The 19,434-nt window shown below is 67.5% G+C and carries 22 protein-coding genes; 12 read left to right on the top strand and 10 right to left on the bottom strand.

The features are described from left to right. Positions 1 to 141: 141 nt before the first annotated feature. Positions 142 to 1,146 (top strand): cytochrome c oxidase subunit II, encoded by a 1,005-nt coding sequence (gene coxB, locus EAF64_RS09810; protein WP_129068803.1) that lies wholly within the window; start codon positions 142 to 144, stop codon positions 1,144 to 1,146. A gap of 54 nt (positions 1,147 to 1,200) precedes the next feature. On the opposite strand, the gene EAF64_RS09805 is transcribed toward coxB, so the two are convergent. From EAF64_RS09805 to EAF64_RS09795, 3 genes are all read right to left on the bottom strand, one after another. Then, on the bottom strand, positions 1,201 to 1,470 hold the full coding sequence (locus EAF64_RS09805; RefSeq protein ID WP_193767639.1) for a helix-turn-helix domain-containing protein: 270 nt from the start codon (positions 1,468 to 1,470) through the stop codon (positions 1,201 to 1,203). Between the two features lie 101 nt (positions 1,471 to 1,571). Then, positions 1,572 to 2,306, bottom strand: coding sequence for a CAP domain-containing protein (locus EAF64_RS09800; protein WP_129068801.1), 735 nt, complete (start codon positions 2,304 to 2,306; stop codon positions 1,572 to 1,574). Positions 2,307 to 2,441: 135 nt separating this feature from the next. Then, positions 2,442 to 2,897, bottom strand: coding sequence for a MaoC family dehydratase (locus EAF64_RS09795; RefSeq protein WP_129068800.1), 456 nt, complete (start codon positions 2,895 to 2,897; stop codon positions 2,442 to 2,444). Between the two features lie 84 nt (positions 2,898 to 2,981). On the opposite strand from EAF64_RS09795, the gene EAF64_RS09790 reads away from it, so the two are divergent. From EAF64_RS09790 to EAF64_RS09775, 4 genes are all read left to right on the top strand, one after another. Beyond that, positions 2,982 to 3,833, top strand: a complete 852-nt coding sequence (locus EAF64_RS09790) for an HpcH/HpaI aldolase/citrate lyase family protein (protein ID WP_129068799.1) — start codon at positions 2,982 to 2,984, stop codon at positions 3,831 to 3,833. Positions 3,834 to 3,912: 79 nt separating this feature from the next. Then, the gene (locus tag EAF64_RS09785) at positions 3,913 to 5,172 is read left to right on the top strand and encodes a Glu/Leu/Phe/Val family dehydrogenase (RefSeq protein WP_129068798.1); all 1,260 of its coding nucleotides are present in this window, start codon (positions 3,913 to 3,915) and stop codon (positions 5,170 to 5,172) included. 52 nt (positions 5,173 to 5,224) lie between these two features. Then, complete coding sequence (locus EAF64_RS09780) at positions 5,225 to 5,704, top strand: SRPBCC family protein (RefSeq protein WP_129068797.1); 480 nt, start codon at positions 5,225 to 5,227, stop codon at positions 5,702 to 5,704. Positions 5,705 to 5,749: 45 nt separating this feature from the next. Next, the gene (locus tag EAF64_RS09775; protein ID WP_129068796.1) at positions 5,750 to 7,507 is read left to right on the top strand and encodes a MutS-related protein; all 1,758 of its coding nucleotides are present in this window, start codon (positions 5,750 to 5,752) and stop codon (positions 7,505 to 7,507) included. On the opposite strand, the gene EAF64_RS09770 is transcribed toward EAF64_RS09775, so the two are convergent. Next, positions 7,504 to 7,707: a hypothetical protein gene (locus tag EAF64_RS09770; RefSeq protein WP_129068795.1), complete on the bottom strand. Its 204-nt coding sequence runs from the start codon at positions 7,705 to 7,707 to the stop codon at positions 7,504 to 7,506. The genes EAF64_RS09775 and EAF64_RS09770 overlap by 4 nt on opposite strands. Positions 7,708 to 7,755: 48 nt before the next feature. Then, a complete protein-coding gene (locus EAF64_RS09765) occupies positions 7,756 to 8,037 on the bottom strand; it encodes a HalOD1 output domain-containing protein (protein WP_193767638.1) in 282 nt (93 codons plus the stop codon). Positions 8,038 to 8,254: 217 nt separating this feature from the next. On the opposite strand from EAF64_RS09765, the gene EAF64_RS09760 reads away from it, so the two are divergent. Continuing rightward, positions 8,255 to 8,488, top strand: coding sequence for a hypothetical protein (locus tag EAF64_RS09760; protein ID WP_129068794.1), 234 nt, complete (start codon positions 8,255 to 8,257; stop codon positions 8,486 to 8,488). Between the two features lie 31 nt (positions 8,489 to 8,519). Here the strand turns inward: EAF64_RS09760 and EAF64_RS09755 are convergent, their stop codons facing one another. Both EAF64_RS09755 and EAF64_RS21615 read right to left on the bottom strand, forming a co-directional pair. Then, entirely contained in the window at positions 8,520 to 10,457 is a 1,938-nt protein-coding gene (locus EAF64_RS09755) for a DEAD/DEAH box helicase (protein WP_129068793.1), read from the bottom strand. Positions 10,458 to 10,532: 75 nt separating this feature from the next. Next, on the bottom strand, positions 10,533 to 10,667 hold the full coding sequence (locus EAF64_RS21615; protein ID WP_267899431.1) for a DUF7128 family protein: 135 nt from the start codon (positions 10,665 to 10,667) through the stop codon (positions 10,533 to 10,535). A gap of 77 nt (positions 10,668 to 10,744) precedes the next feature. Here EAF64_RS21615 and EAF64_RS09750 point away from each other — a divergent pair, with 77 nt between their 5' ends. From EAF64_RS09750 to EAF64_RS09745, 3 genes are all read left to right on the top strand, one after another. Beyond that, entirely contained in the window at positions 10,745 to 12,889 is a 2,145-nt protein-coding gene (locus EAF64_RS09750) for an AAA family ATPase (protein WP_129068792.1), read from the top strand. 186 nt (positions 12,890 to 13,075) lie between these two features. Then, on the top strand, positions 13,076 to 13,213 hold the full coding sequence (locus EAF64_RS20965; protein ID WP_193767637.1) for a hypothetical protein: 138 nt from the start codon (positions 13,076 to 13,078) through the stop codon (positions 13,211 to 13,213). Between the two features lie 61 nt (positions 13,214 to 13,274). Next, complete coding sequence (locus tag EAF64_RS09745) at positions 13,275 to 14,552, top strand: hypothetical protein (protein ID WP_129068791.1); 1,278 nt, start codon at positions 13,275 to 13,277, stop codon at positions 14,550 to 14,552. Between the two features lies 1 nt (position 14,553). Here EAF64_RS09745 and EAF64_RS09740 read toward each other — a convergent pair whose 3' ends face one another. Both EAF64_RS09740 and EAF64_RS09735 read right to left on the bottom strand, forming a co-directional pair. Then, positions 14,554 to 15,267, bottom strand: coding sequence for a cytochrome c biogenesis CcdA family protein (locus EAF64_RS09740; RefSeq protein WP_129068790.1), 714 nt, complete (start codon positions 15,265 to 15,267; stop codon positions 14,554 to 14,556). After that, positions 15,264 to 15,797 (bottom strand): TlpA family protein disulfide reductase, encoded by a 534-nt coding sequence (locus EAF64_RS09735; RefSeq protein ID WP_129068789.1) that lies wholly within the window; start codon positions 15,795 to 15,797, stop codon positions 15,264 to 15,266. Before EAF64_RS09735 ends, EAF64_RS09740 begins: the two co-directional genes overlap by 4 nt. Positions 15,798 to 15,928: 131 nt before the next feature. On the opposite strand from EAF64_RS09735, the gene EAF64_RS09730 reads away from it, so the two are divergent. Together EAF64_RS09730 and EAF64_RS09725 are read left to right on the top strand one after the other, a co-directional pair. Then, complete coding sequence (locus tag EAF64_RS09730; protein ID WP_129068788.1) at positions 15,929 to 16,540, top strand: DUF998 domain-containing protein; 612 nt, start codon at positions 15,929 to 15,931, stop codon at positions 16,538 to 16,540. Positions 16,541 to 16,617: 77 nt separating this feature from the next. Continuing rightward, a complete protein-coding gene (locus tag EAF64_RS09725) occupies positions 16,618 to 17,463 on the top strand; it encodes a DUF7537 family lipoprotein (protein ID WP_129068787.1) in 846 nt (281 codons plus the stop codon). Here EAF64_RS09725 and EAF64_RS09720 read toward each other — a convergent pair. Next, complete coding sequence (locus tag EAF64_RS09720; RefSeq protein WP_129068786.1) at positions 17,454 to 19,082, bottom strand: potassium channel family protein; 1,629 nt, start codon at positions 19,080 to 19,082, stop codon at positions 17,454 to 17,456. The two genes, EAF64_RS09725 and EAF64_RS09720, sit on opposite strands and share 10 nt — an antisense overlap. Positions 19,083 to 19,185: 103 nt before the next feature. Between EAF64_RS09720 and EAF64_RS09715 the strand changes: the two genes are divergently transcribed. Then, the gene (locus EAF64_RS09715) at positions 19,186 to 19,425 is read left to right on the top strand and encodes a CDGSH iron-sulfur domain-containing protein (protein ID WP_129068785.1); all 240 of its coding nucleotides are present in this window, start codon (positions 19,186 to 19,188) and stop codon (positions 19,423 to 19,425) included. Positions 19,426 to 19,434 lie beyond the last annotated feature (9 nt).

The following is a 19,434-nucleotide window of genomic DNA, read 5'->3' as shown; positions in this document are numbered from 1 at the left end:
GAAAACCTTGGAGCGGTAGTACTTATGACCCGCGCTTTCGGTCAGTGGCTGGGGTTCCGACACCGGGAGAAACCGTTGCAGGGGGACCGCACCCACCCGAAGACAGCAGCTATTTATGGCCCAATTCCTAAGCCCCGCGTAATGATGAACCGCAAGCGCGCCGGGGCGATGGCGCTTTTCGGTGCCGCGTTGCTGCTGATGGCGGTCGAGCCCGCGGCCGCCCAGTCAGGCTCCGCATCGACCACCCAAGAAGCGATCAGTGGATTGAACAGTAACCTGTTCTACGTGGCGGTCCCGATCACGATCCTCGTCGAGGGTATCTTGATCTACACCGTCTGGAAGTTCGGGAAGAGCGACGAGGCCAAGCCGACCCAGGAGAACCGCCGCCTGGAGATCACCTGGACCGTCGCGACGGCCGTCATCCTGCTGTTCGTGGGTGTCGCTTCCTACCAGGTGCTGGGCAGCCCCTACGTCTCCGCGTCGTCTGAGAACACGCTCGAAGGCGGTCCAACCCAGGAGATCGAAGTGTACGGTCAGAAGTACAACTGGAACTTCGTCTACCGGAACGTCAGCGTGGACGGTGCGAGCGCGACCGACGTGTCGATGACGAACGTCTCCATCCAGGGAACGAGCGTGAAGAACGTCACCGACGAGGGAATCGTAATATCGGGTGGTTCGGCATCCAGTGCTACGGATGGCGCACTGGAGAGCGCGTCGCTCGTCAACGGGACGGTGACCGCGGGCGCAGGCAACGCATCCCAGTACGAGAACCGGATCGGTGAGCAAGTGAGTTTCACCGACGTGAGTGTCAGCGGAGCGGCGGTCGAGGACGCCTCCATCTCCGACGGCACGGTCAAGAGTACCAACACGGTCGTCATGCCGAAAGACGAGAACATTCGACTGAACATCACCTCCCGCGACTGGCTGCACGCGTTCCACGTCCCCGCCATGGGGCTGAAACAGGACGCGTTGCCAGGGGAGTCCAACTCCATCGTCACCAAGCCCACGTCGACGGGCGAGTACCAGCTCTACTGCGCCGAGTACTGCGGTGTCGGCCACTCGGGCATGCTGGGATCGGTCGAAGTCAAGACCCAGTCGGACTACAACTCCTGGCTGGCTCAGTCCTGGTTCAGCGCACAGGGATAACAGCGCGGTCGTTCTCTCTCCGTTTCTCCACCCCGATCAGTGACGCGCCCGCGACTAGTCGCTCGTCGCGGCGTCCGCCCGCTCGGACTCGACGTCCGTCTCTTCTGTCAGGAACCGTTCGCCACGTTCCGTCGTCCGGTAGACGACCTCGCCGCTGACCGGTTCGACCAGTCCGTGTTCGACGAGGACCGCACAGCGGCGTTCGACGTAGCGCAGATGCATCCCGAGGCGGTTGGCGACCAGCGCGAGATAGTCCGGCCGCTCCGCCCGGAGCTGCCGGAGGATCCGCTCGTCGGCCGATCGCATCCAGTTGGGTCCGGACATCGTTCTCGCTCGTAGTATGTGCATTGGTTCCACATAACATTACCGCAAGTCTTGCCGAGGGCTCGGGGGCGGAGAGCGGCCGGGAAAACGCGGGGCTGCGATCAGCAGAGGTTGCCGGTCACGTAGACGTCGCCGCTCTGGGTGACCTCGACACCGACGCCGATCTGCTTGGCGTTCTCGTAGAGTAGCCGGTTCCGACTGGTCCCCGAGAACCAGTCGGTGACGATAGCCCGTGCGACCTCGGTCTCGGTCGCCAGGAACTCACTGTCGTGCGTGCGTCCGGCGACCGTGTGGCCGATCACTTCGAGCCGGTTGCCCTCCGCGTTGACGATGTAAGTCCCGGCATCGGAGTTGAACTGACAGGAATCGAAAATTCCAGCGCTCTTGTACCGGTCCTTGCTAAACACTCCGTCGATAGCGTGGCTGACACGAGCTTCGTCGGCCATCGCGACGCTGTGATTGTGAGCCACCGTGTCGAGTTTGGTCGTGACTTGCCCGTCCACGATCAACTCGGCGAGATCACGGTTCGTCCGGCGCTGGTTGACCAGTTTCTTGATCTCTCGTTCGATCTCGTCGGCCTCGAACCGTCGCGCCGGGATCGTCTCTTCCTCGTCCGGTGGCTGGACGGTCTCCATCTCACCGCCCGGAATCGTCGTTCGCACGGCCTGGTCCGACCCGCCGCCGCTCGGCCCCTGCGATGTGTCCCCGTCCGGTGTGGGGGTCGACATGCTCGTCGTGCCGGCACCGTCGCCACCGATCTGCATCCCGATGAGTACGCCGACACCCATCGAGACGAGAACGATGACGCCCAGCACCGACAACGCCGCCTTGTTCACTATACTATGTGTCCCATGACCGACCTAGTAAATCAACTTTTGGTGGCGTTATCACCATCGTAATCGGCCGTTACACCCGCTAATTCCGGGAGTATCGAGCGCGAATCCGACTTCCGGCACCGACGTCCCGGCCGCTCACTCCGGTCGTTTCAGTGAGAGCGCCGTCCGGTCGAACTCACAGACCAGGCGTTCGTCCTCGCCGACGACGAACGCCTCGACGTGCATCGTGACGACGCCTCGGTCGCCGTCGCTAGTCTCGCGTTTGTCCGTGACCGTCGACTGCGCCCGGATCGTATCCCCATGGAAGACCGGTGCCGGATGTTCCACGTCGTCGTAGGACAGGTTCGCGACGATGGTCCCGTCGGTCGTGTCGGGGATCGTCAGCCCGACGGCGAGACTCATGGTCAACAGCCCGTTGACGACCCGTTCGCCGAAGTCAGTCTCGGCGGCGAAGGCCTCGTCGAGGTGGAGCGGTTGCTGGTTCATCGTCATGTCACAGAACCGTTGGTTGTCGCTCTCGGAGATAGTCCGGCGCTTCTCGTGGCGGATCGTCTCTCCGACCTCGAACTCCTCGTAGTACAGGCCAGTCATGCCCGCCTCCTCGACCGCCCGAGGGATAAACGCTGGCGTCCACCGGAGGGGAACGGCCTTGTGGGTGGGCGCACACGGCCGCGTATGGCTCGTAGAAGCGTCCTGTTCTCCCCCGGAGACCAGCCCGATCTCGTGCGGAAAGCGCCCGAGTCCGGTGCCGATGCCGTCGTGTTCGACCTCGAGGACGCGGTCGTCTCAGACCGCAAGCCCGTCGCCAGGGAGTCCATCCACGAGGTTCTCACGGATCCCGAATTCGACCCCGACTGTTCGGTCTGGGTCCGGGTGAACCCGCCGGGGACGGTGGCCGACGCGGACGTGGCGACCGCGCTCGCGGACCCAGCGCCCGTCGACGCCGTGATGGTCCCGAAAGCCGCCGACGCGGCGGGAGTCGAACGCGTCGTCGATTTGCTCGACGAGCACGGTGTCGACGCCCCGGTCGTCGCCTTGATCGAATCGGCGGCGGGCGTCCTGCACGCCGAGGGGATCGCCGCGGCCGACCGCGTCGACGCCGTCGCCATCGGGGCGGAGGACCTGGCAGCCGACATCGGTGCGACCAGAACGGCAGAGGGGATCGAAGTGCTCCACGCCCGCGAACAGGTCGTCCTCGCCGCCGCGGCCGCCGGCGTCGACGCGCTCGACACGATCCACGTCGACGTGGACGACGCCGACGGACTGGAATCGGCCGCCGAGTTCACGGTCCAGTTGGGGTTCGACGGCAAGATGGCGATCCACCCGGCACAGGTGCCGATCATCAACGACGCCTTCACGCCGAGCGAGGAGCGCATCGACTGGGCCGAGCGCGTGCTGGCGGCCAGCGTCGAGGCCGACGCGGAAGGCCGGGGTGTCTTCCGCGTCGACGACGAGATGATCGACGCGCCCTTGATCGCCCAGGCCGAACAGATACTCGATAGGGCCCGGGCCGCGGGGAAACGGTAGCCGACCTTATACAATATTAATTCTTCCACATGATAATAACACCACAACGTTTACTACCGAAACGGTCGACGACTGTGGCATGTCTGGTGACGTAAACCCGTTCGAGAGTCTGCAGGAGCAGATCGACGACGCGGCCGCGTGCGTCGACGTGGACTCCGACGTGCTCGAACGGCTGAAACGGCCCGAGCGCGTCCTCGAGACCACTCTCTCGGTCGAGATGGACGACGGGTCGATCGAGGTGTTCACCGCCTTCCGGTCGCAGTTCAACGGCGACCGCGGCCCCTACAAGGGTGGTATCCGGTACCACCCCAACGTCAGCCGCGACGAGGTCAAGGCCCTCTCGGGGTGGATGGTCTACAAGTGTGCCACCGTCGACATCCCGTACGGCGGCGGGAAGGGTGGTATCGTGATCGACCCGCGTGACTACTCGCTGTCGGAACTCGAACGCGTCACACGGTCCTACGCGAAGGAACTCCGACCGCTGATCGGCCCGGACAAGGACATCCCCGCCCCCGACGTCAACACCGGTCAGCGGGAGATGAACTGGATCAAAGACACCTACGAGACACTCGAAGGCACCACGGCACCCGGGACGGTTACCGGGAAGGCACCGACCAGCGGCGGGAGCGCAGGCCGCGTCGAAGCGACCGGGCGCTCGGTGATGCTCACCGCCCGGGAAGCGTTCGAGTACCTCGACAAGCCAGTGTCGGACGCGACCGTCGCCGTGCAGGGCTTCGGCAACGCCGGTTCCGTCGCTGCGCGGCTGATCGACGAGGAACTCGGCGCGGACGTCGTCGCCGTCTCCGACTCCAGCGGCGCGGTCTACGCGCCCGAGGGCCTCGACGTGGCGGCCGCCAAAGACCACAAACGAGAGACCGGTCAGCTCTCGGGCTATCCCGACGCCACGGAGGAGTTGACCAACGACGACCTGCTGACGATGGACGTGGACCTGCTGATCCCCGCGGCACTCGAAAACGCCATCGACAGGGAGATCGCCCAGCGGGTCAGCGCGGACATCATCGTCGAGGCCGCCAACGGGCCGCTGACGCCCAACGCCGACGACGTGCTGACCGACCGTGACGTGGCCGTCTTCCCCGACATCCTCGCAAACGCCGGGGGCGTTACCGTCTCGTACTTCGAGTGGGTGCAGAACCGCCAGCGGTTCTACTGGACCGAAGAGCGCGTCAACGAGGAACTCGAACGGGTCATCACCAACGCCTTCGACACGCTCACCGATACCTACGAGAACCGGGACGTGCCCAACTACCGGACCGCGGCCTACGTCACCGCCATCGAACGGGTCGCCGACGCCGCCGACGAGGCCGGCGTCTTCCCCTGAGGCTCCAGTCCGCGAACGCCGGAGTTTTACCCGTGCTGACCCTAGGAGAGACGTGTCTCAGTACCAGCGAACAGTCCGGGTCGACGCGCCGTTCGACGAGGTGTGGGATTTTCACTCCCGCGTGACGGGACTGGAAGCGTTGACGCCCGGCTGGATGAATCTGGAGGTCGAATCGGTCACGGGGCCGGACGGCGACCCCGACCCTGGCATCCTCGAAACCGGATCGCGGATCGAGTCGTCGGTCCGCCCGTTCGGTGTGGGCCCGCGCCAGGAGTGGACCTCGGTCATCGCCGAACGCGAGGAGAGCGACGGCTCGGCCATGTTCCGCGACACGATGGACGGCGGCCCCTTCGCCGAGTGGGAACACACCCACTCCTTCTTCGCGGACGGTGACGGGACTATCATCCACGACAGCGTGGAATACGAACTCCCGCTGGGCGGACTCGGCCGGGCAGTCTCGCCGCTCGCGGTCGTCGGCATGGAACCGATGTTCCGCTACCGGCACCGGCAGACGCGGAAACTGCTGGAGTAGCCCGGTTTCCGAACCACTAAGACCGCCCCGCTTCTGGGCGGGGGTATGCGACTGGAGGAGTACTGGGGCGTCGGGCCCAAGACGAAGGCGTTGCTGGCCGACAGTATCGGCGAGGCGGCGGCGATCCGGGCCATCGAGGACGCCGACAGCCGGGCGCTGATGGAGGCCGGACTGAGTCGGGGGCGGGCCACCCGGATTCTCCGGCGCGCCAGCGGCGGCGAGGGGATGGCCGTCCTCGCGACCCGCGACACGCGCGACGTGTACAAGTCGATCCTCGACCTGGCGAGCCAGTTCGCCGTCACACGCCACGCCGAGGACCGCATCCGCGTGTTGACGCCGCTACGTGACCGCGAGGAGATGACGGATCGCCTCGAAACCGTCCTCGCGGCCGTCGACGCCTGGACGGCCCTCACCGGGACCGAACGCGAGGCCGTGGTCGAAGCCTTCGAGGCCCACGACAGCGTCGCCGGCGGCGAGCGCTCCGCTGTCGAGACGGCGGTGGAACTGCTCGACCTCGGCGTCAGTGGCGGCGTCTTCGACCGCGTGGCGGACCTGGACCGCGAGGGACTGGCCGACGCCGCCGACGCGCTGGCGGCACTGGGCGACGGTGGCGTGGACCGCGGCGTCGACGACCGCCTCGACGAGTTGCGCGACCAGTACGCCGCGGTCGACGAACTCGCCGCGAACCAGAGCGCGGTCGTAGAGGCGGTCCAGGGGAGCGCCCGCGGGGCCGACGAGTTCCGCGAAGCGTTCCGCCGTCACGTCACCGACGAGACCGGCGTGCCGTCGGCCGCGATCAGGGAAGCGATGCCCGGCGACGCCACCGACGCGGCGGGCTTCGTCGGTGAGAGCCTCAGGGCCCTGGCCGACGACTGCCGGAGCGCGGTCGAGGAGCGCGAAGCCGAGATCGTCGCCGATCTCGAGGGGGCCATCGAGGACGCCCGCGAGGAGGTCGACGCCGCCGTCGCGGCCGTCGACGACGCGGCGCTTTTCGTCTCCCTGGCCCGCTTCGCCGACGCCTACGACCTGACGCGACCGACCTTCGTCCACGACCGTGAGACTGTCGCCGTCGCCGGCGCGCGGAATCTCGACCTCCAGGCGGCCGATATGAGCGTCCAACCCGTAGATTACGCCGTCGGGGACCACGACATCGACTTTCCGAGCGAGTCCGCACCCCCGACTGGCGACCGCGTGACCGTCCTCACCGGTGCCAACAGCGGGGGGAAGACGACCCTGCTGGAGACGCTCTGTCAGGTGCAGTTGCTCGCCCAGATGGGGTTGCCCGTCCCGGCAGACGCCGCAGCGGTCGGCATCGTGGACGTGGTCGTGTTCCACCGCCGCCACGCCAGTTTCAACGCCGGCGTGCTGGAGTCCACACTGCAGACCGTCGTGCCGCCGCTGACCGACGCGGGCCGGACGCTGATGCTCGTCGACGAGTTCGAGGCCATCACGGAACCGGGCAGTGCCGCTGACCTGCTACACGGGCTTGTGACGCTGACCGTCGACGAGGACGCCCTCGGCGTGTTCGTCACCCACCTCGCGGACGACCTCGAACCGCTCCCCGACGAGGCCCGGACCGACGGCATCTTCGCGGAGGGGCTGAACCCCGACCTGGACCTCTCGGTGGACTACCAGCCCCGCTTCGGGACTGTGGGGAAGTCCACGCCGGAGTTCATCGTCTCCCGACTCGTCGCCAACGCCGACGACCGGACGGAACGTGCCGGGTTCGAGACGCTGGCGGCTGCGGTCGGGCAGGAAGCCGTCCAGCGCACGCTGGCCGACGCGAAGTGGTCGGAGAACTAGTCGATCTCGTCCAAGTCTTCGACGGCGACGGCCAGCGCCGACTGCCCGCTGGGTCCCGGTTCGTCGAGTGACACCTTCGCGATCAGGTTCCCCTTCTTGGGCGTGTACGTCACCGACTCGACGGTCCCGCGAACGGCCTCCCCGTCGAGCGTGGTGCGCACTCGCTGGCCCTCCGCTGGCCGACTCCCGAGTTCGTCCATGTCCAGCGTTACGACCGAACCGTCCTGTGTCTTGTGGACCCGGCCCGCTCAGCTCACTGTCACGCCGTCGGTCGTCGAGACGACGACAGCCAGCCCGGCGTACTCGAAGGTCAACTGTCCCTCGGTGTCGCGGGTGAACAGTCGGTTCAGCGCGTCACCGTCGATGAACTCCTCCAGCGGCGGCAAGGATACCGCGTCCGTGCCCGTCTCGGACACCACGGCGTCGACGACTGCGCTGCTGACGGGGTCGGGCCGCGACCAGTCGATGACCTGTGTCGTGGCTCCCTCACCCGACGAGGAACTCGGGTCGTCGTGCGCATCTGGAAGCATCGCCGTCCCTTACAGCCCCACCGATATAAGCATCGTGACGGATATCGGTCACCGGTACCACGGCGGAATGGCGACGCGACGCTGTGATACGTATTCGATATTATTTTGGAATAATCGATCGAACCGCAGTCGGTGTTCGAAGTGTGTTCACTGAACTGTATCGCAGTAAGATTTTAGTGGAATAACGTCGTAGTAACGGATGGTGGAGGTGAAAACTATGCCCCGGAGTGACAACGCCCGATCGGGTCGTATCGGACTACAGACGCTCGATTCCGTGTCGCGGTACGATCTGGTACTCGCCCTGATTCCGGTGGTGTTCCTGCTGAGCGTCGTCCTCGGTCACCTGCTGTCGGTGCCGTTCCGGACGACGCTGGTCGGCGCGTCCGCCGTCGGCGCGCTCGTGCTGCTGGACGCGCTGTTCGTCAACCCGCCGGTCCGTCCGACGCAGTGACCGGCTTCTCCCTTCGTGCCATCCTAGCCCGTTAGCTACTGCTGTCCTCGCCGTCGTCGTCCGCGTCACCATCGGCGGCGTCACCCTCGTCCGTGACCGCCTCCGCTTCGGCCTCGGAGACGCGGACCCCCTTCGACGAGAGGTGGCGCATCCGACGCTGCGCGAAGTCCTCCTCGCGACTCCCACGTGTGGCCAGCACGTAGACCAGCGACCGTCCTTCCGGGCGCATGGTCCGTCCGGCTCGCTGGGCACCCTGCCGGCGCGACCCGCCCAGTCCGGAAGCGACGACCGCCAGTTCCGCATCCGGGAGGTCGATCCCCTCGTCGCCCACCCGGGAGACGATCAGCGTGTCGCGGTCGCCCCGGCGAAACTCGTCCAGGAGTCGCTCGCGCCGGCTGTGTGGCATCTCGCCGCTGACGAACGGCACGTCGAGGCGGGCCGACAGCTCCCGGCCCTGGTCGAGATAATCACAGAAGACGAGCGCCTTCTTGTCGGGATGGCGAGAGAGGATGTAGCGTGCCTCCTCCACCTTGGCCGGGTTCGACGCCGCCAACTGTCGGCGTTCGTGGCCGTCCGAACTGACGTACTGGTTGCGCGCGTCGTCGTCGACCCAGGGAACGTATCTGATCTCGACCTCCGGTTCGGCGACGAAGCCGGCCTCGAACAGCGCGTCCCAGTCCGTCCCGATGGGCGGGCCGATCAGCGTGTATATCTCCTCTTCCTTGTCGTCTTCCCGGACGGGCGAGGATGAGAGTCCGAGGCGGTGCTTGGTCTGGAGGTCGGCGCTCCGTCGCGCTACCGCGGCTGGAATGTGATGAACTTCGTCGTATATCACCAATCCCCACTCGCGGCTGTCGAACAGCTGTCGGTGGCGATCCATCCCGGCAGTCTGGTAGGTGGCGATGGTCACGGGGGCGACGGTCTTCTCGCCGCCGTGGTACTCGCCGACCTGCTCCTCGGTCAGCGTCGTCCGCGCGAGTATCTCCTCGCGCCACTGGCCGGCGAGTTCGCGGCTGGGGACGAGGATCAGCGACTCGCCCCCGACCCGCGCCAGTATGCCCAGCGCCGCGACGGTCTTGCCAGCGCCGGGTGGCCCCACCAACACGCCGGATTTGGTCTCCAGGAACTCACTCACCCACTCGTGCTGGTAGTCCCGGAGGTCGAGTGTCAGGTCGAGATCGAGGTCGTCGCCGGTGTCGAGGTCCCGTTCGTCCTGCACCGGGTAGCCAGCCTCGTAGAGCGTTCGCTTGACTTCGGCGACCGATTCCTCGGCGACCCAGCTCTCCGTGTCGGAGATGGCCGCCCGGAGCTGTCCCTCGTCGAGTTTCTCGCGGGCCACGTTGCCCATCAGCGAGTCCGTGGCGGCTTCGAGGACGACGTAGCCGTCCTCGTGGGTGCGGAGAGTGAACCGGTGGGCGCGTTTCCACTGGTCCTCGATCCACTCCTCCAGTTCGGGCGAGCGTTCGGGTAGGACGTCCCGCACGGTACCCAGCAGGTCCTCGAACTCGTCGTACGGTGCGCCCCAGATGTCCTCGCGGCGGAGTTCGTAGAGGTACCCGCCGCGATGGGTGGTGTCGACGAGGTGGGCGAACTGCGAGAGCTGTGCCCGCGTGAACTGCGTGGGGTGGTCGACGACGATCTCGCGGCGGCCCGGGAAGAGGATCACGCGCTCGCGGTCGACCAGCTGCGACCAGTCGGTCGGGTACCAGACGACGGGGTCGGCCGACACGTCCAGTCGGTCGACCGCGTGCTCGTCGGCCAGCGCGTCGAGAGCGGTGCTGGCCTCGTCCTGCGTCCAGTCCAGCGCCTGTGCGACGTGCGTTGCGGTGACGACGGGCCGCCCGATCTCCTGGACCACGTCGGCGAACGTCTCGGCGCCGAGCGTGGCGTCGCCGGCCGGTGGGTCACCGGTGGGCTGATCGTCCGCCTCCGCCGTGTCGGTGCCGTCGGACTCGTCGCTGTCGGTCACTACCCATCGGTTGGCGGTGGACGGACAAACGGCTTACGTCCCGCGAACGTCCGAGAAAGCGCTCGGTGCCCCCCGTCACTGGATGTACGACGGGTCTTCCCCGTCGCAGTCGGACTCGTGCTGGCTGGCGTCGTCTCTGTCGTCGAACATGAGTCCGCAGGCCTCACACTCGTACCAGGTGACCTCGTCGCGCTGGGTTTGCACGACCATGTGAGAGAGTGGTACGCCCGGCGGTATATGCGTTTCTCCGGGGAAACCTCTTGACGGTGGGGCGACTACGGCCGCGCATGAACGACGAGCACGGCGTCGAGTTGACGGTCGCCGGCGCCGACAAACGCGACGCCGGACGTGGCGTGGCGCGCCTCCCGGAATCCGCGCGGCGGCGACTGGGCGTCCTCAGCGGCGATCCCGTCGTCGTCCGCGGCGAGCGCGAGACCGTCGCGAAGGTGTGGCCGACCGACGACGGTGACGACGTGGTCCGCATCGACGCCGACACGCGAGCCAACGCCGGTGTCAACATCGGCGAGACCGTCACCGTCGCGACCACCTCCGTCGAGGAAGCCGGGATCGTCTCGGTCCGACCCACCGAGTCACTGCCCGAGGACAGCGACACCGATGCGCTCGTCGCGGACGCCCTGCTCGACCGCCCCATCCGGGAGGGCGAGCGCGTCCACGTCGACGGCCTCGGCGTCGTCGTCGTCTCCCTGACCGATCCCGACGGCCCCGTCCGGGTCGTCGAGGAGACCGAAGTCACCGTCCTGCCCGGCATCGACCTCGACCTGGGCGGGGGCGACGCCGGCGGCGACGCGCTCCCGGACGACGCGCCCGACCCCGACGCCGACGCGGCCGCCGAGGCGGGCGAGCAGGCCGAAGACCTCGGCTCGACCTACGAGGACATCGGGGGGCTCGACGACGAACTCGACATGGTGCGGGAGATGATCGAACTCCCGCTCTCGGAACCGGACCTGTTCCGCCGGCTCGGCATCGACCCACCGAAAGGAGTCCTGCTCTACGGCCCGCCCGGCACCGGAAAGACGCTGATCGCCCGCGCCGTCGCCAACGAGGTCGACGCCCACTTCCAGACCATCTCCGGCCCGGAAGTCGTCTCGAAGTACAAAGGTGAGAGCGAGGAACGCCTCCGGGAGGCCTTCGAGGAGGCCGAAGCCAACGCACCAGCGATCCTCTTTATCGACGAGATCGACTCCATCGCCGGCCAGCGCGACGAGGACGCCGACATGGAGAACCGCGTGGTCGCCCAGCTGCTGACCCTGCTCGACGGGCTGGAGGACCGCGGCCGCGTCGTCGTGATCGGGGCGACCAACCGGGTCGACAGCATCGACCCGGCGCTGCGCCGTGGCGGCCGCTTCGACCGCGAGATCGAGATCGGCGTCCCAGACGAGACGGGCCGCCACGAGATCCTGGAGGTCCACACCCGCGGAATGCCCCTCGGAGACGACGTGGACCTCGACCGACTCTCGGCCCGCACGCACGGCTTCGTCGGCGCGGATCTCCAGTCGCTCGTTACCGAGGCGGCGATGTCGGCACTCCGGCGGACCCGCGAGGAGCCCGTCGTCGCCCGCGAGGACTTCGAGGCGGCGCTGGCGGCGGTCGATCCATCCGCGATGCGGGAGTACGTCGCCGAGTCTCCGGGCGTCTCCTTCGACGACGTGGGCGGCCTCGACGGGGCGAAGGACCGACTCACCGAGGCCGTCGAGTGGCCGCTCGCCTACACGGAACTGTTCGAGGCCACGAAGACCGACCCGCCCTCGGGCGTCCTGCTGTACGGCCCGCCCGGCACCGGGAAGACCCTGCTGGCGCGGGCGCTGGCCGGCGAGAGCGACGTGAACTTCATCCACGTCGCCGGCCCGGAACTACTCGACAAGTACGTCGGTGAATCGGAGAAGGCCGTGCGGGAGGTGTTCGAGCGCGCCCGCCAGGCCGCGCCCTCGATCGTCTTCTTCGACGAGATCGACGCCATCGCCGGCAGGCGGGGTGAGACTGGCGAGGCGACCGAGCGGGTCGTCTCACAACTGCTGACGGAACTCGACGGACTGGCCGAGAACCCGAACCTCGTGGTGCTGGCGGCGACGAACCGCCGGGACGCCCTCGACCCCGCACTCCTCCGTCCGGGCCGACTGGAGGAACACATCGAGGTGCCCGACCCCGACGCCGACGCCCGTCGGGAGATTCTCCACGTCCACACACGCGAGAAACCCATCGCCGACGACGTGTCGCTGGTCGACCTGGCCGCCGAGACCGAGGGGCTCTCCGGGGCGGAACTCGACGCCCTGGTCCGGGACGCCTCGATGCGGGCCATCCGCGCGTTCGCCCGCGAACACGGGCCCGAGGAGGCGACAGCCCGCGCCGACGAAGTGCTGATCGGAGCCGACCACTTCGAGACAGCGCTGACCGAACTGGATCGGGGAGACTGAGGCCGTCGACGTCCCGCGTTTGCGACCCACGATTCCCGGCCCACGGATCTAGCAGGAACATTTATTACAGACTGTGGAGTACACCTACGTGTCACGATGATACCGACTGTACGCGGCCACTGTTCGCTTCTTTCCTGACGCGTCTCGGTATCGTTTCCAGAATCACGCGGCTCGCAGACCACGACAATGAGTACACGCACACCGACCCCGACGACCCGACCTACGACCACGACCGACCAGACCAGCGGCGCACCGCTGACGTTCGCGACCGACAACGAAGTGCCGATCACGGGTCTGTTCGACGCCGAGAGCGACCAGCACTGAGGCTCCGTCGTCGCCCGATTTTCCGGCCGAGATTTATACGGCCCGACGTGGACCAACGGGTATGCGATGGGCCGCCCAGATCGCCGTGTGCCTCCTCGTCTTGCTCGCGGGATGTAACGCGCCTTTCCAGTCCCCGCGGACGGATGCTGCCGACTCACAGACTGCGACGGCCGAGCCAGCCCGTTCCGACGCGCCAGGGGATTCGGTGACGCCGCTCCCGGGAACCCCTCGACCGGCCAGGGTCACGGTCGTCAACGGTGACCTCCCAGTCAGGCCCGGGCCGGCGTTCGCTCGCGTTCGGCACCTGCTCGACGCGTCGACGGGCCCGCCGATCGTCGAGGTGCGCGACCAGCCGACCCGTGAGGGCGGGCTCCGACCAGAGGCGGGCGAGTTCGAGTCACTCCTGGGGATCGAGGCGCCGCGTCCGGCCGCCGAGAGCGAGATCCGGGTCGGCGGTGCGACGACGCCCGATCAGACGGTGTACGTGGCGCCAGGCGACGCGTCGGCGAGTCGAGTCGAGCGCACGCTGGCCCACGAGTTCGTCCACGTCGTCCAGTTCGACCGGGACGTCGTCTCGCGACTGCCCGACCGCCTCCCCTCCGGCCGAGCCGACACCACTGACGGCGAGTACGTCGTGCGGAGTCTCGTCGAGGGCGCGGCCACGTACGTCTCGACCCGCTACACGCGGCGGTACCACCCGGTGGTCGAGACCGAGTACGAGACGCTGGCGCGCATCTACGCCGACGCCAGCGCCGGGACCCGCCTGTTCTGGGGCGCCTACTACCACGGCGCGCGGTACGTGGCCGCCTCTGTCGACGACCCGCGTGACCTGCGGTCGGTGTACGCCGACCCGCCGGCGACCACCGAGCAGCTGCTCCACCGCACCCAGGACCCGCCGACGCCACTCACCGTCACCGTCGCGGACGCCGATTCGGCGTGGGTCGGCGATTCGACCGACAGCCGCGGCGAACTGTTCGTGCGCCTCCTGCTGGACAGCGAACTCCCGCACGACCGGGCGGCCGCGGCGGCCGCCGGCTGGGGGAACGACCGTCTCGTCCCGTTCTACGGCGAGAAGGACCGGAGCTACGCCTGGGTCATCCGGTTCGACGACGCGCCGAACGCGACCGACGCCCGCCGCGCCGTGGCCGACTACCTCGACGCATACGCCAGTGACTCGGTCTCGGGCTGGACCCGTGGGGCCGCTACCTTCGCGCTCCGGCAAATCGACGGGCGCACGTTCGCACTGCTCGCCGGCGAGCGAGGGTTCGTAGACGGGGCCAGCGTCTCCACCGACGACGGCGAGGTCGTCGTCGAACCGCCCGAGTCGACCGGCGAGTAACTCAGGCCAGCCCGAGCGCCGACAGCCCGTCGAAGACGAAGAGGAAGTAGTACAGCTGGACCAGCCCGGCCAGCACGACCACGAGGCCGGCGACCTGCGAGATGCGACCGGTCGCCGCGGACAACCGTCGCAGAACGGCGTCCCGACCGAGTGCGGTCGCGGTCGTGACACCGATCATCAGGACGCTCATCCCGGCGGCGTACGCGCCCAGTGTCCCGACCGTCGCGACGGGGCCGGTCGTCACCGCGGCGAAGGCCACGCCCAGGAAGAGCGGCGCGGTACACCCCGCGGCCGCCGCGGCGTAGACCACGCCGAACAGGACGTAGCCCGCCGCCGAACGCCGGCGCTCGGGCAGTGGGACGTGGAGGGTCGTCGCCTGGAACCGTCCGGTCGCCATCACGCCGCCCACGACGATCAGCGCCAGCCCGACGACGAGTTCCAGCGCCGCGATGTCGTCGACGATCCGCGGCCCGACCGCGGCCAGCAAGAGTCCGAGCGCACCGTACACCAGCGCGAATCCGAGACTCACCAGCAGACCCACGCCGACCGCGCGACCGAGGCGGCGCGCCACCGGGCGCTCGGACGCTCTCCCGTCTGAGCTCCCGAGATAGTAGGCGATGTAGCCGGGCAGGAGGGGAAACGCACAGGGGGCGAAGAAGGTTCCAGTTCCGAGCGTGAACGCGTAGGCCAGCCGCGCCACCCCGAACTCCGTCACTGCCGGGCCGCCTCCAGTTCGGCCTCGATGGTCCCCGCCTCCGCGAGCCCCTTGTGCCGCCACGTCTCGGTCCCGCCGGCGTCGACGACCAGCATCGTCGGCAGTGCCTGTACGTCGTAAGTCGGTCCCGTCTCGACTTCGGGGTCCATCGCCACGGGCCAGGTCCCGTCGTACTCCCGCCAGAACGACCGGACGGTGGCCGCATCGCGTTCCCACGTGATAGACAGCATGTGAACGTCCGGGAACGCCGACCGGACCTCGCGCAACTCCGCCATCTGTGGCTTGCAGGGGGCACAGTACGTCGCGAAGAAATCCAGCAACGTGACGGTGTTCTCGGGCACGACCGGCAGCGCCTCGCCGGGGGAGCCGCCCACGTCGAGCGTGTCGAGCGTCTGTGCGTCGTTCCCGGTGCCGTCACCGTCACTCGCGCCCGGCGCGTCGCGCGACCCGGACAACTGCGTACAGCCGCTCAGGGCCGTCGCGGCGGCTCCGGTCGCGGCCAGGAAGGTCCGACGATCGTACCCGCGCATGCTCGGCGCTCGGGGCCGGGCGTAGAAAAAAGGCGCGTCATCGTGAGCGAGGGCCGCACTACCGGTAGCGCGACCGAAGGGGCGGTACGGAGACCGAATCGTTGATTACGCGCCGTCCGGACAGGCGGTCTATGACCGATACAGCCGAGCGGGCGAGCGTCTGGGCCGGGCTGGCCGCCCCGGTTCTCTCCCTCGTGGGCGTCCTGCTCGCGACGCTCGTCTCACCGTCGTTCGCGTGGACCGGCAACGCACTCTCGGAACTCGGCGGACCGGCCGACCCCGTCGCGACGGACCTGACGCGACTCCTTTTCAACGGCGGCCTGATCGCCGGCGGCGTCGTCGCACTCGGGTTCGGGTACGCTCTCCTTCTGACCGCGCGCAACCTCGTCGAACTCGCCGGCATCGGACTGTTCGGACTCACGTCGCTCTCGATGGCCCTCATCGGCGTGTTCCCGCTCCCCCAGGCCGCGCACTTCGTCGTCGCCGTCTCGTTCTACGTCCTCCTGTCGCTGGCGCTGTGGGTGTACGGAGCCGGCGGCGTGCTGGCCGGCGACCGGACCCGCGGCGGCGTGACGGTCTGCCTCGGCGTCCTGAACGCTGGCGCGTGGACCGTCTGGGTGGCCACCGGCAGGGTCAGCCGGCCTGGGCTGGCGCTCCCGGAAGTCGTCGGCGCGGCGGCGCTGGCTGGCTGGACCGTCGCGACGGCGCTCGGCGTTCGAGACCGACTCGACATCGCCTCCTGAGGGCCCTCTTTTCGCCCCGTGCTCACAAAAATAACGTGAACGATACGTTTACAAAAAGCGATTTACGATTGGTGGACATGCGAACGCGAGTTCTCGTGACGCTGGCGCTGACGATTGTCGTCGCGCTCGCTGGGTGTACAGGAGGTCTCTCAGGTGGGGAGGGAACGACCACGGACGCGGGGACCGATTCGGAAAACACGAGTGAGGAGGCACTCGATTCCACGACGGCGACGGTGACTGACTTCGCCTATCCAGCGGGAGCCTCGCCGTCCGGAATCGAGAACGTCACCAGCCTGCTCGACGCACACGAAGCCGCGCTCTCGGGGTCGAGTGTGACGCTCTCGGGCACCAAGGGGTTCTCCGCCGGTGGGAGACAGAGCTCGGCGACGGCGGGGATCGAGTACACGATCGAACACGAGGCGGCCAGCAACGAGACGCTGACCCGGATCGTCGGCGGTGGCTCCGGTGACACCTTCACCTCCTACGTCACGGACGGGACGGCAGCGTACCGCGTCGACGGATCCGCCGGCGTCGAGTCCGGGACCGTCTCGTCGGCGGTCGACGCCCCGTTCGCGGACACCGCACCGGACAGTTTCACCGGGCGAACGTTGCTGCGGACTATCCTGGGGTCGGGCGAGTACAACGCGACCGACGTGGTCAGCCGGAACGGGACCGAACTCGTCCGCTACGACCTCGAAACCGTGGTGTCGACGCCCGACGCGAAACTGAACATCGGGAGCGACACGCAGGTCCAGGGGACGGTGTTCGTCGACTCCGAGGGTATCATCCACGAGGCCAGCTTCAGCGCGACCTCGGGTTCGGACGAGGGTTTCTCCTTTGGTTACGAGGCCAGCGCCGTCTTCTCAGGTATCGGGTCGACGACGGTCGAGGAACCGGCCTGGCTCGGCGAGGTCTACTCGTAGCGGGCGGCGAACTCGGTGATGTTCTCGTCGGGGCCGGCGACGACCACGCTGTCGCCGTCTCGGATCTCGAACTCCGGGCCGAGTTCGGTGATCACTTCGCCGTTCCGCTCGACGGCGACGACGGTACAGCCCGTTTCCGCGCGGACGTCGGCCCCGGCGAGCGTCTCGCCGACGAGCGAACCCGCGTCGAACCGGATTACTTCGACCTGCTTGTCGTAGGAGATGATGTCCTCCTCGAAGATCGTCGAGGCGAGCATCCGGCCGCTGACGGTCGCGAGCGCGAGGACGTAGTCCGCACCGGCCTGGTAGAGTTTGCGGACGCTCTCTGTCTGGTCGGCCCGGGCGATGATCTCGACTTCGGGGTTGAGCTGTCGGACCACGAGCGCCGCGAAGATGGTCATCGTGTCCGAGGCCAGCGCGAGGATCACCGTACTCGCGTCCTCGACGCCTGCCTCCTGGAGGACCGACTTCTCGGTCACGTCACCGACGATGTCCACACCTCCGTTGGCTTCCCTGTCGACCGTCGTGCAGGAGACGCCTTCGGCAGCGACCCGCTCTCTGACGGTCGAGCCGACCTCGCCGTGGCCACAGATGACGACGTGGCCACGACGGCGGCGGCGCTTGTCCGAGAGGGTCATCTCCTTGAGCGGCTCGAGCTGGCGCTCGTGGCCGGCGACCAGCAGGATCGTCTGCTCGTCCAACCGGGCGTCGAGCGAAGGTGGGCTGACGAACTCGCCCCGGAACCACGCGCCGACGACGTTCGCGCCCGTTCGCTCGCGAATGCCGCTCTCGGCGATGGTCTCGCCGACCAGCTCGCTGCCGGCCAGGATGGGCAGCTCGACGATCTCGAAGTCCTCGCCGATCTCGACGGCGTCGCCAACCTCGGCGGTGATGCCGGTGGTCACCTTGCTCGCCAGACTCTCGCCGATGAGCCGCCGGGGCGAGAACACGTGATCGGACCCGGCGTAGCGGTGGTAGCTGGCGATGTCTGGATCTTCGACGAAAGTGATACACCGCACGTCGGGATCGGCAGCCTTGGCCGTCAGGACGATACTGGCGTTGGTCGAGTCGTCCACGTCGGCGACCAGCGCCCGCGCTGATTCCAGGTTCACCGCTTCGAGCGTGTCCATCGACTCCGGATCGCCGTGGACGACCTCGATCCCCTCCTCTATCAACTCGACCGCGCGGTCCCGGTCCGGCTCGATCACGACGTAGGGCACGTCGAAGACCTCCAGCTCGTCGGTCAGCATGTCGACCCGCGGGGAGAACGAACAGATGACGACGTGATCCTCGATTTCGTCGGCTGCAGTGGGTGGCGTCGTCGAGATCGTCTCCTCGAACAGCGGGAACAACAGGACGGGGAGTGCCAGGAAGATGAGCAAGACCCCACTGATGTCCATCACCATGACGACCAGGTTCGTCACCGTGCTCTCCCAGGGTGAGTGGGACCCGTAGCCGGTCGCGGTAAACGTCTCGACGATAAACTGGAGCGACTGCACGAAGGTGTACGTCTCGGGCTCGAAGACGGCCGTGACCTGCTGGTACACGAGCGCATAGATCAGCATCAACACCACGACGCCGACGCCGTAGTAGACCGTCCGACGCTGCCACGTATCCATCGCTAGCCACCCTAACGAACAGCCACCCCTTACGCTTTCTGACCCTGACCCAGCGCCCCGAGCCACCCCGCGCCTTTTTTGTCTGCGAGTCCCTCGTCAACGTGTGACACGAGAGATCACCCACGAGGCGACCGGGCCGAAGATCGTCGACGAAGACGACATCGCGGAGCAGGGGAACGTTGCGATCTGCATGTGCGGGCTGTCGGGTAACTACCCGTTCTGTGACGGCTCCCACCAGGTGACCGCAGACGAGGAAGACGGGACACTGTACAAGTACGAGGGCGACGACGACGAGAACGTGCGCCACGAGATCGCGGAGATGGTGTTCACCGACTCGGAGTAAGGAGGGCGG

It is taken from the genome of Halorientalis pallida (assembly GCF_004118325.1).
Taxonomy (GTDB): domain Archaea; phylum Halobacteriota; class Halobacteria; order Halobacteriales; family Haloarculaceae; genus Halorientalis; species Halorientalis pallida.
Note: the sequence above shows the minus strand (reverse complement) of the source record. Positions and strands in the feature narration are given on the sequence as shown.

What these genes read in the sequence shown, in the direction of transcription:
- coxB (WP_129068803.1), top strand. Translation starts at nt 142, where the DNA reads ATGATGAACCGCAAGCGCGCCGGGGCGATGGCGCTTTTCGGTGCCGCG.
- EAF64_RS09805 (WP_193767639.1), bottom strand. Translation starts at nt 1,470, where the DNA reads ATGTCCGGACCCAACTGGATGCGATCGGCCGACGAGCGGATCCTCCGG.
- EAF64_RS09795 (WP_129068800.1), bottom strand. Translation starts at nt 2,897, where the DNA reads ATGACTGGCCTGTACTACGAGGAGTTCGAGGTCGGAGAGACGATCCGC.
- EAF64_RS09790 (WP_129068799.1), top strand. Translation starts at nt 2,982, where the DNA reads ATGGCTCGTAGAAGCGTCCTGTTCTCCCCCGGAGACCAGCCCGATCTC.
- EAF64_RS09785 (WP_129068798.1), top strand. Translation starts at nt 3,913, where the DNA reads ATGTCTGGTGACGTAAACCCGTTCGAGAGTCTGCAGGAGCAGATCGAC.
- EAF64_RS09775 (WP_129068796.1), top strand. Translation starts at nt 5,750, where the DNA reads ATGCGACTGGAGGAGTACTGGGGCGTCGGGCCCAAGACGAAGGCGTTG.
- EAF64_RS09770 (WP_129068795.1), bottom strand. Translation starts at nt 7,707, where the DNA reads ATGGACGAACTCGGGAGTCGGCCAGCGGAGGGCCAGCGAGTGCGCACC.
- EAF64_RS09765 (WP_193767638.1), bottom strand. Translation starts at nt 8,037, where the DNA reads ATGCTTCCAGATGCGCACGACGACCCGAGTTCCTCGTCGGGTGAGGGA.
- EAF64_RS09760 (WP_129068794.1), top strand. Translation starts at nt 8,255, where the DNA reads ATGCCCCGGAGTGACAACGCCCGATCGGGTCGTATCGGACTACAGACG.
- EAF64_RS21615 (WP_267899431.1), bottom strand. Translation starts at nt 10,667, where the DNA reads ATGGTCGTGCAAACCCAGCGCGACGAGGTCACCTGGTACGAGTGTGAG.
- EAF64_RS09750 (WP_129068792.1), top strand. Translation starts at nt 10,745, where the DNA reads ATGAACGACGAGCACGGCGTCGAGTTGACGGTCGCCGGCGCCGACAAA.
- EAF64_RS20965 (WP_193767637.1), top strand. Translation starts at nt 13,076, where the DNA reads ATGAGTACACGCACACCGACCCCGACGACCCGACCTACGACCACGACC.
- EAF64_RS09745 (WP_129068791.1), top strand. Translation starts at nt 13,275, where the DNA reads ATGCGATGGGCCGCCCAGATCGCCGTGTGCCTCCTCGTCTTGCTCGCG.
- EAF64_RS09735 (WP_129068789.1), bottom strand. Translation starts at nt 15,797, where the DNA reads ATGCGCGGGTACGATCGTCGGACCTTCCTGGCCGCGACCGGAGCCGCC.
- EAF64_RS09730 (WP_129068788.1), top strand. Translation starts at nt 15,929, where the DNA reads ATGACCGATACAGCCGAGCGGGCGAGCGTCTGGGCCGGGCTGGCCGCC.
- EAF64_RS09725 (WP_129068787.1), top strand. Translation starts at nt 16,618, where the DNA reads ATGCGAACGCGAGTTCTCGTGACGCTGGCGCTGACGATTGTCGTCGCG.
- EAF64_RS09720 (WP_129068786.1), bottom strand. Translation starts at nt 19,082, where the DNA reads ATGGATACGTGGCAGCGTCGGACGGTCTACTACGGCGTCGGCGTCGTG.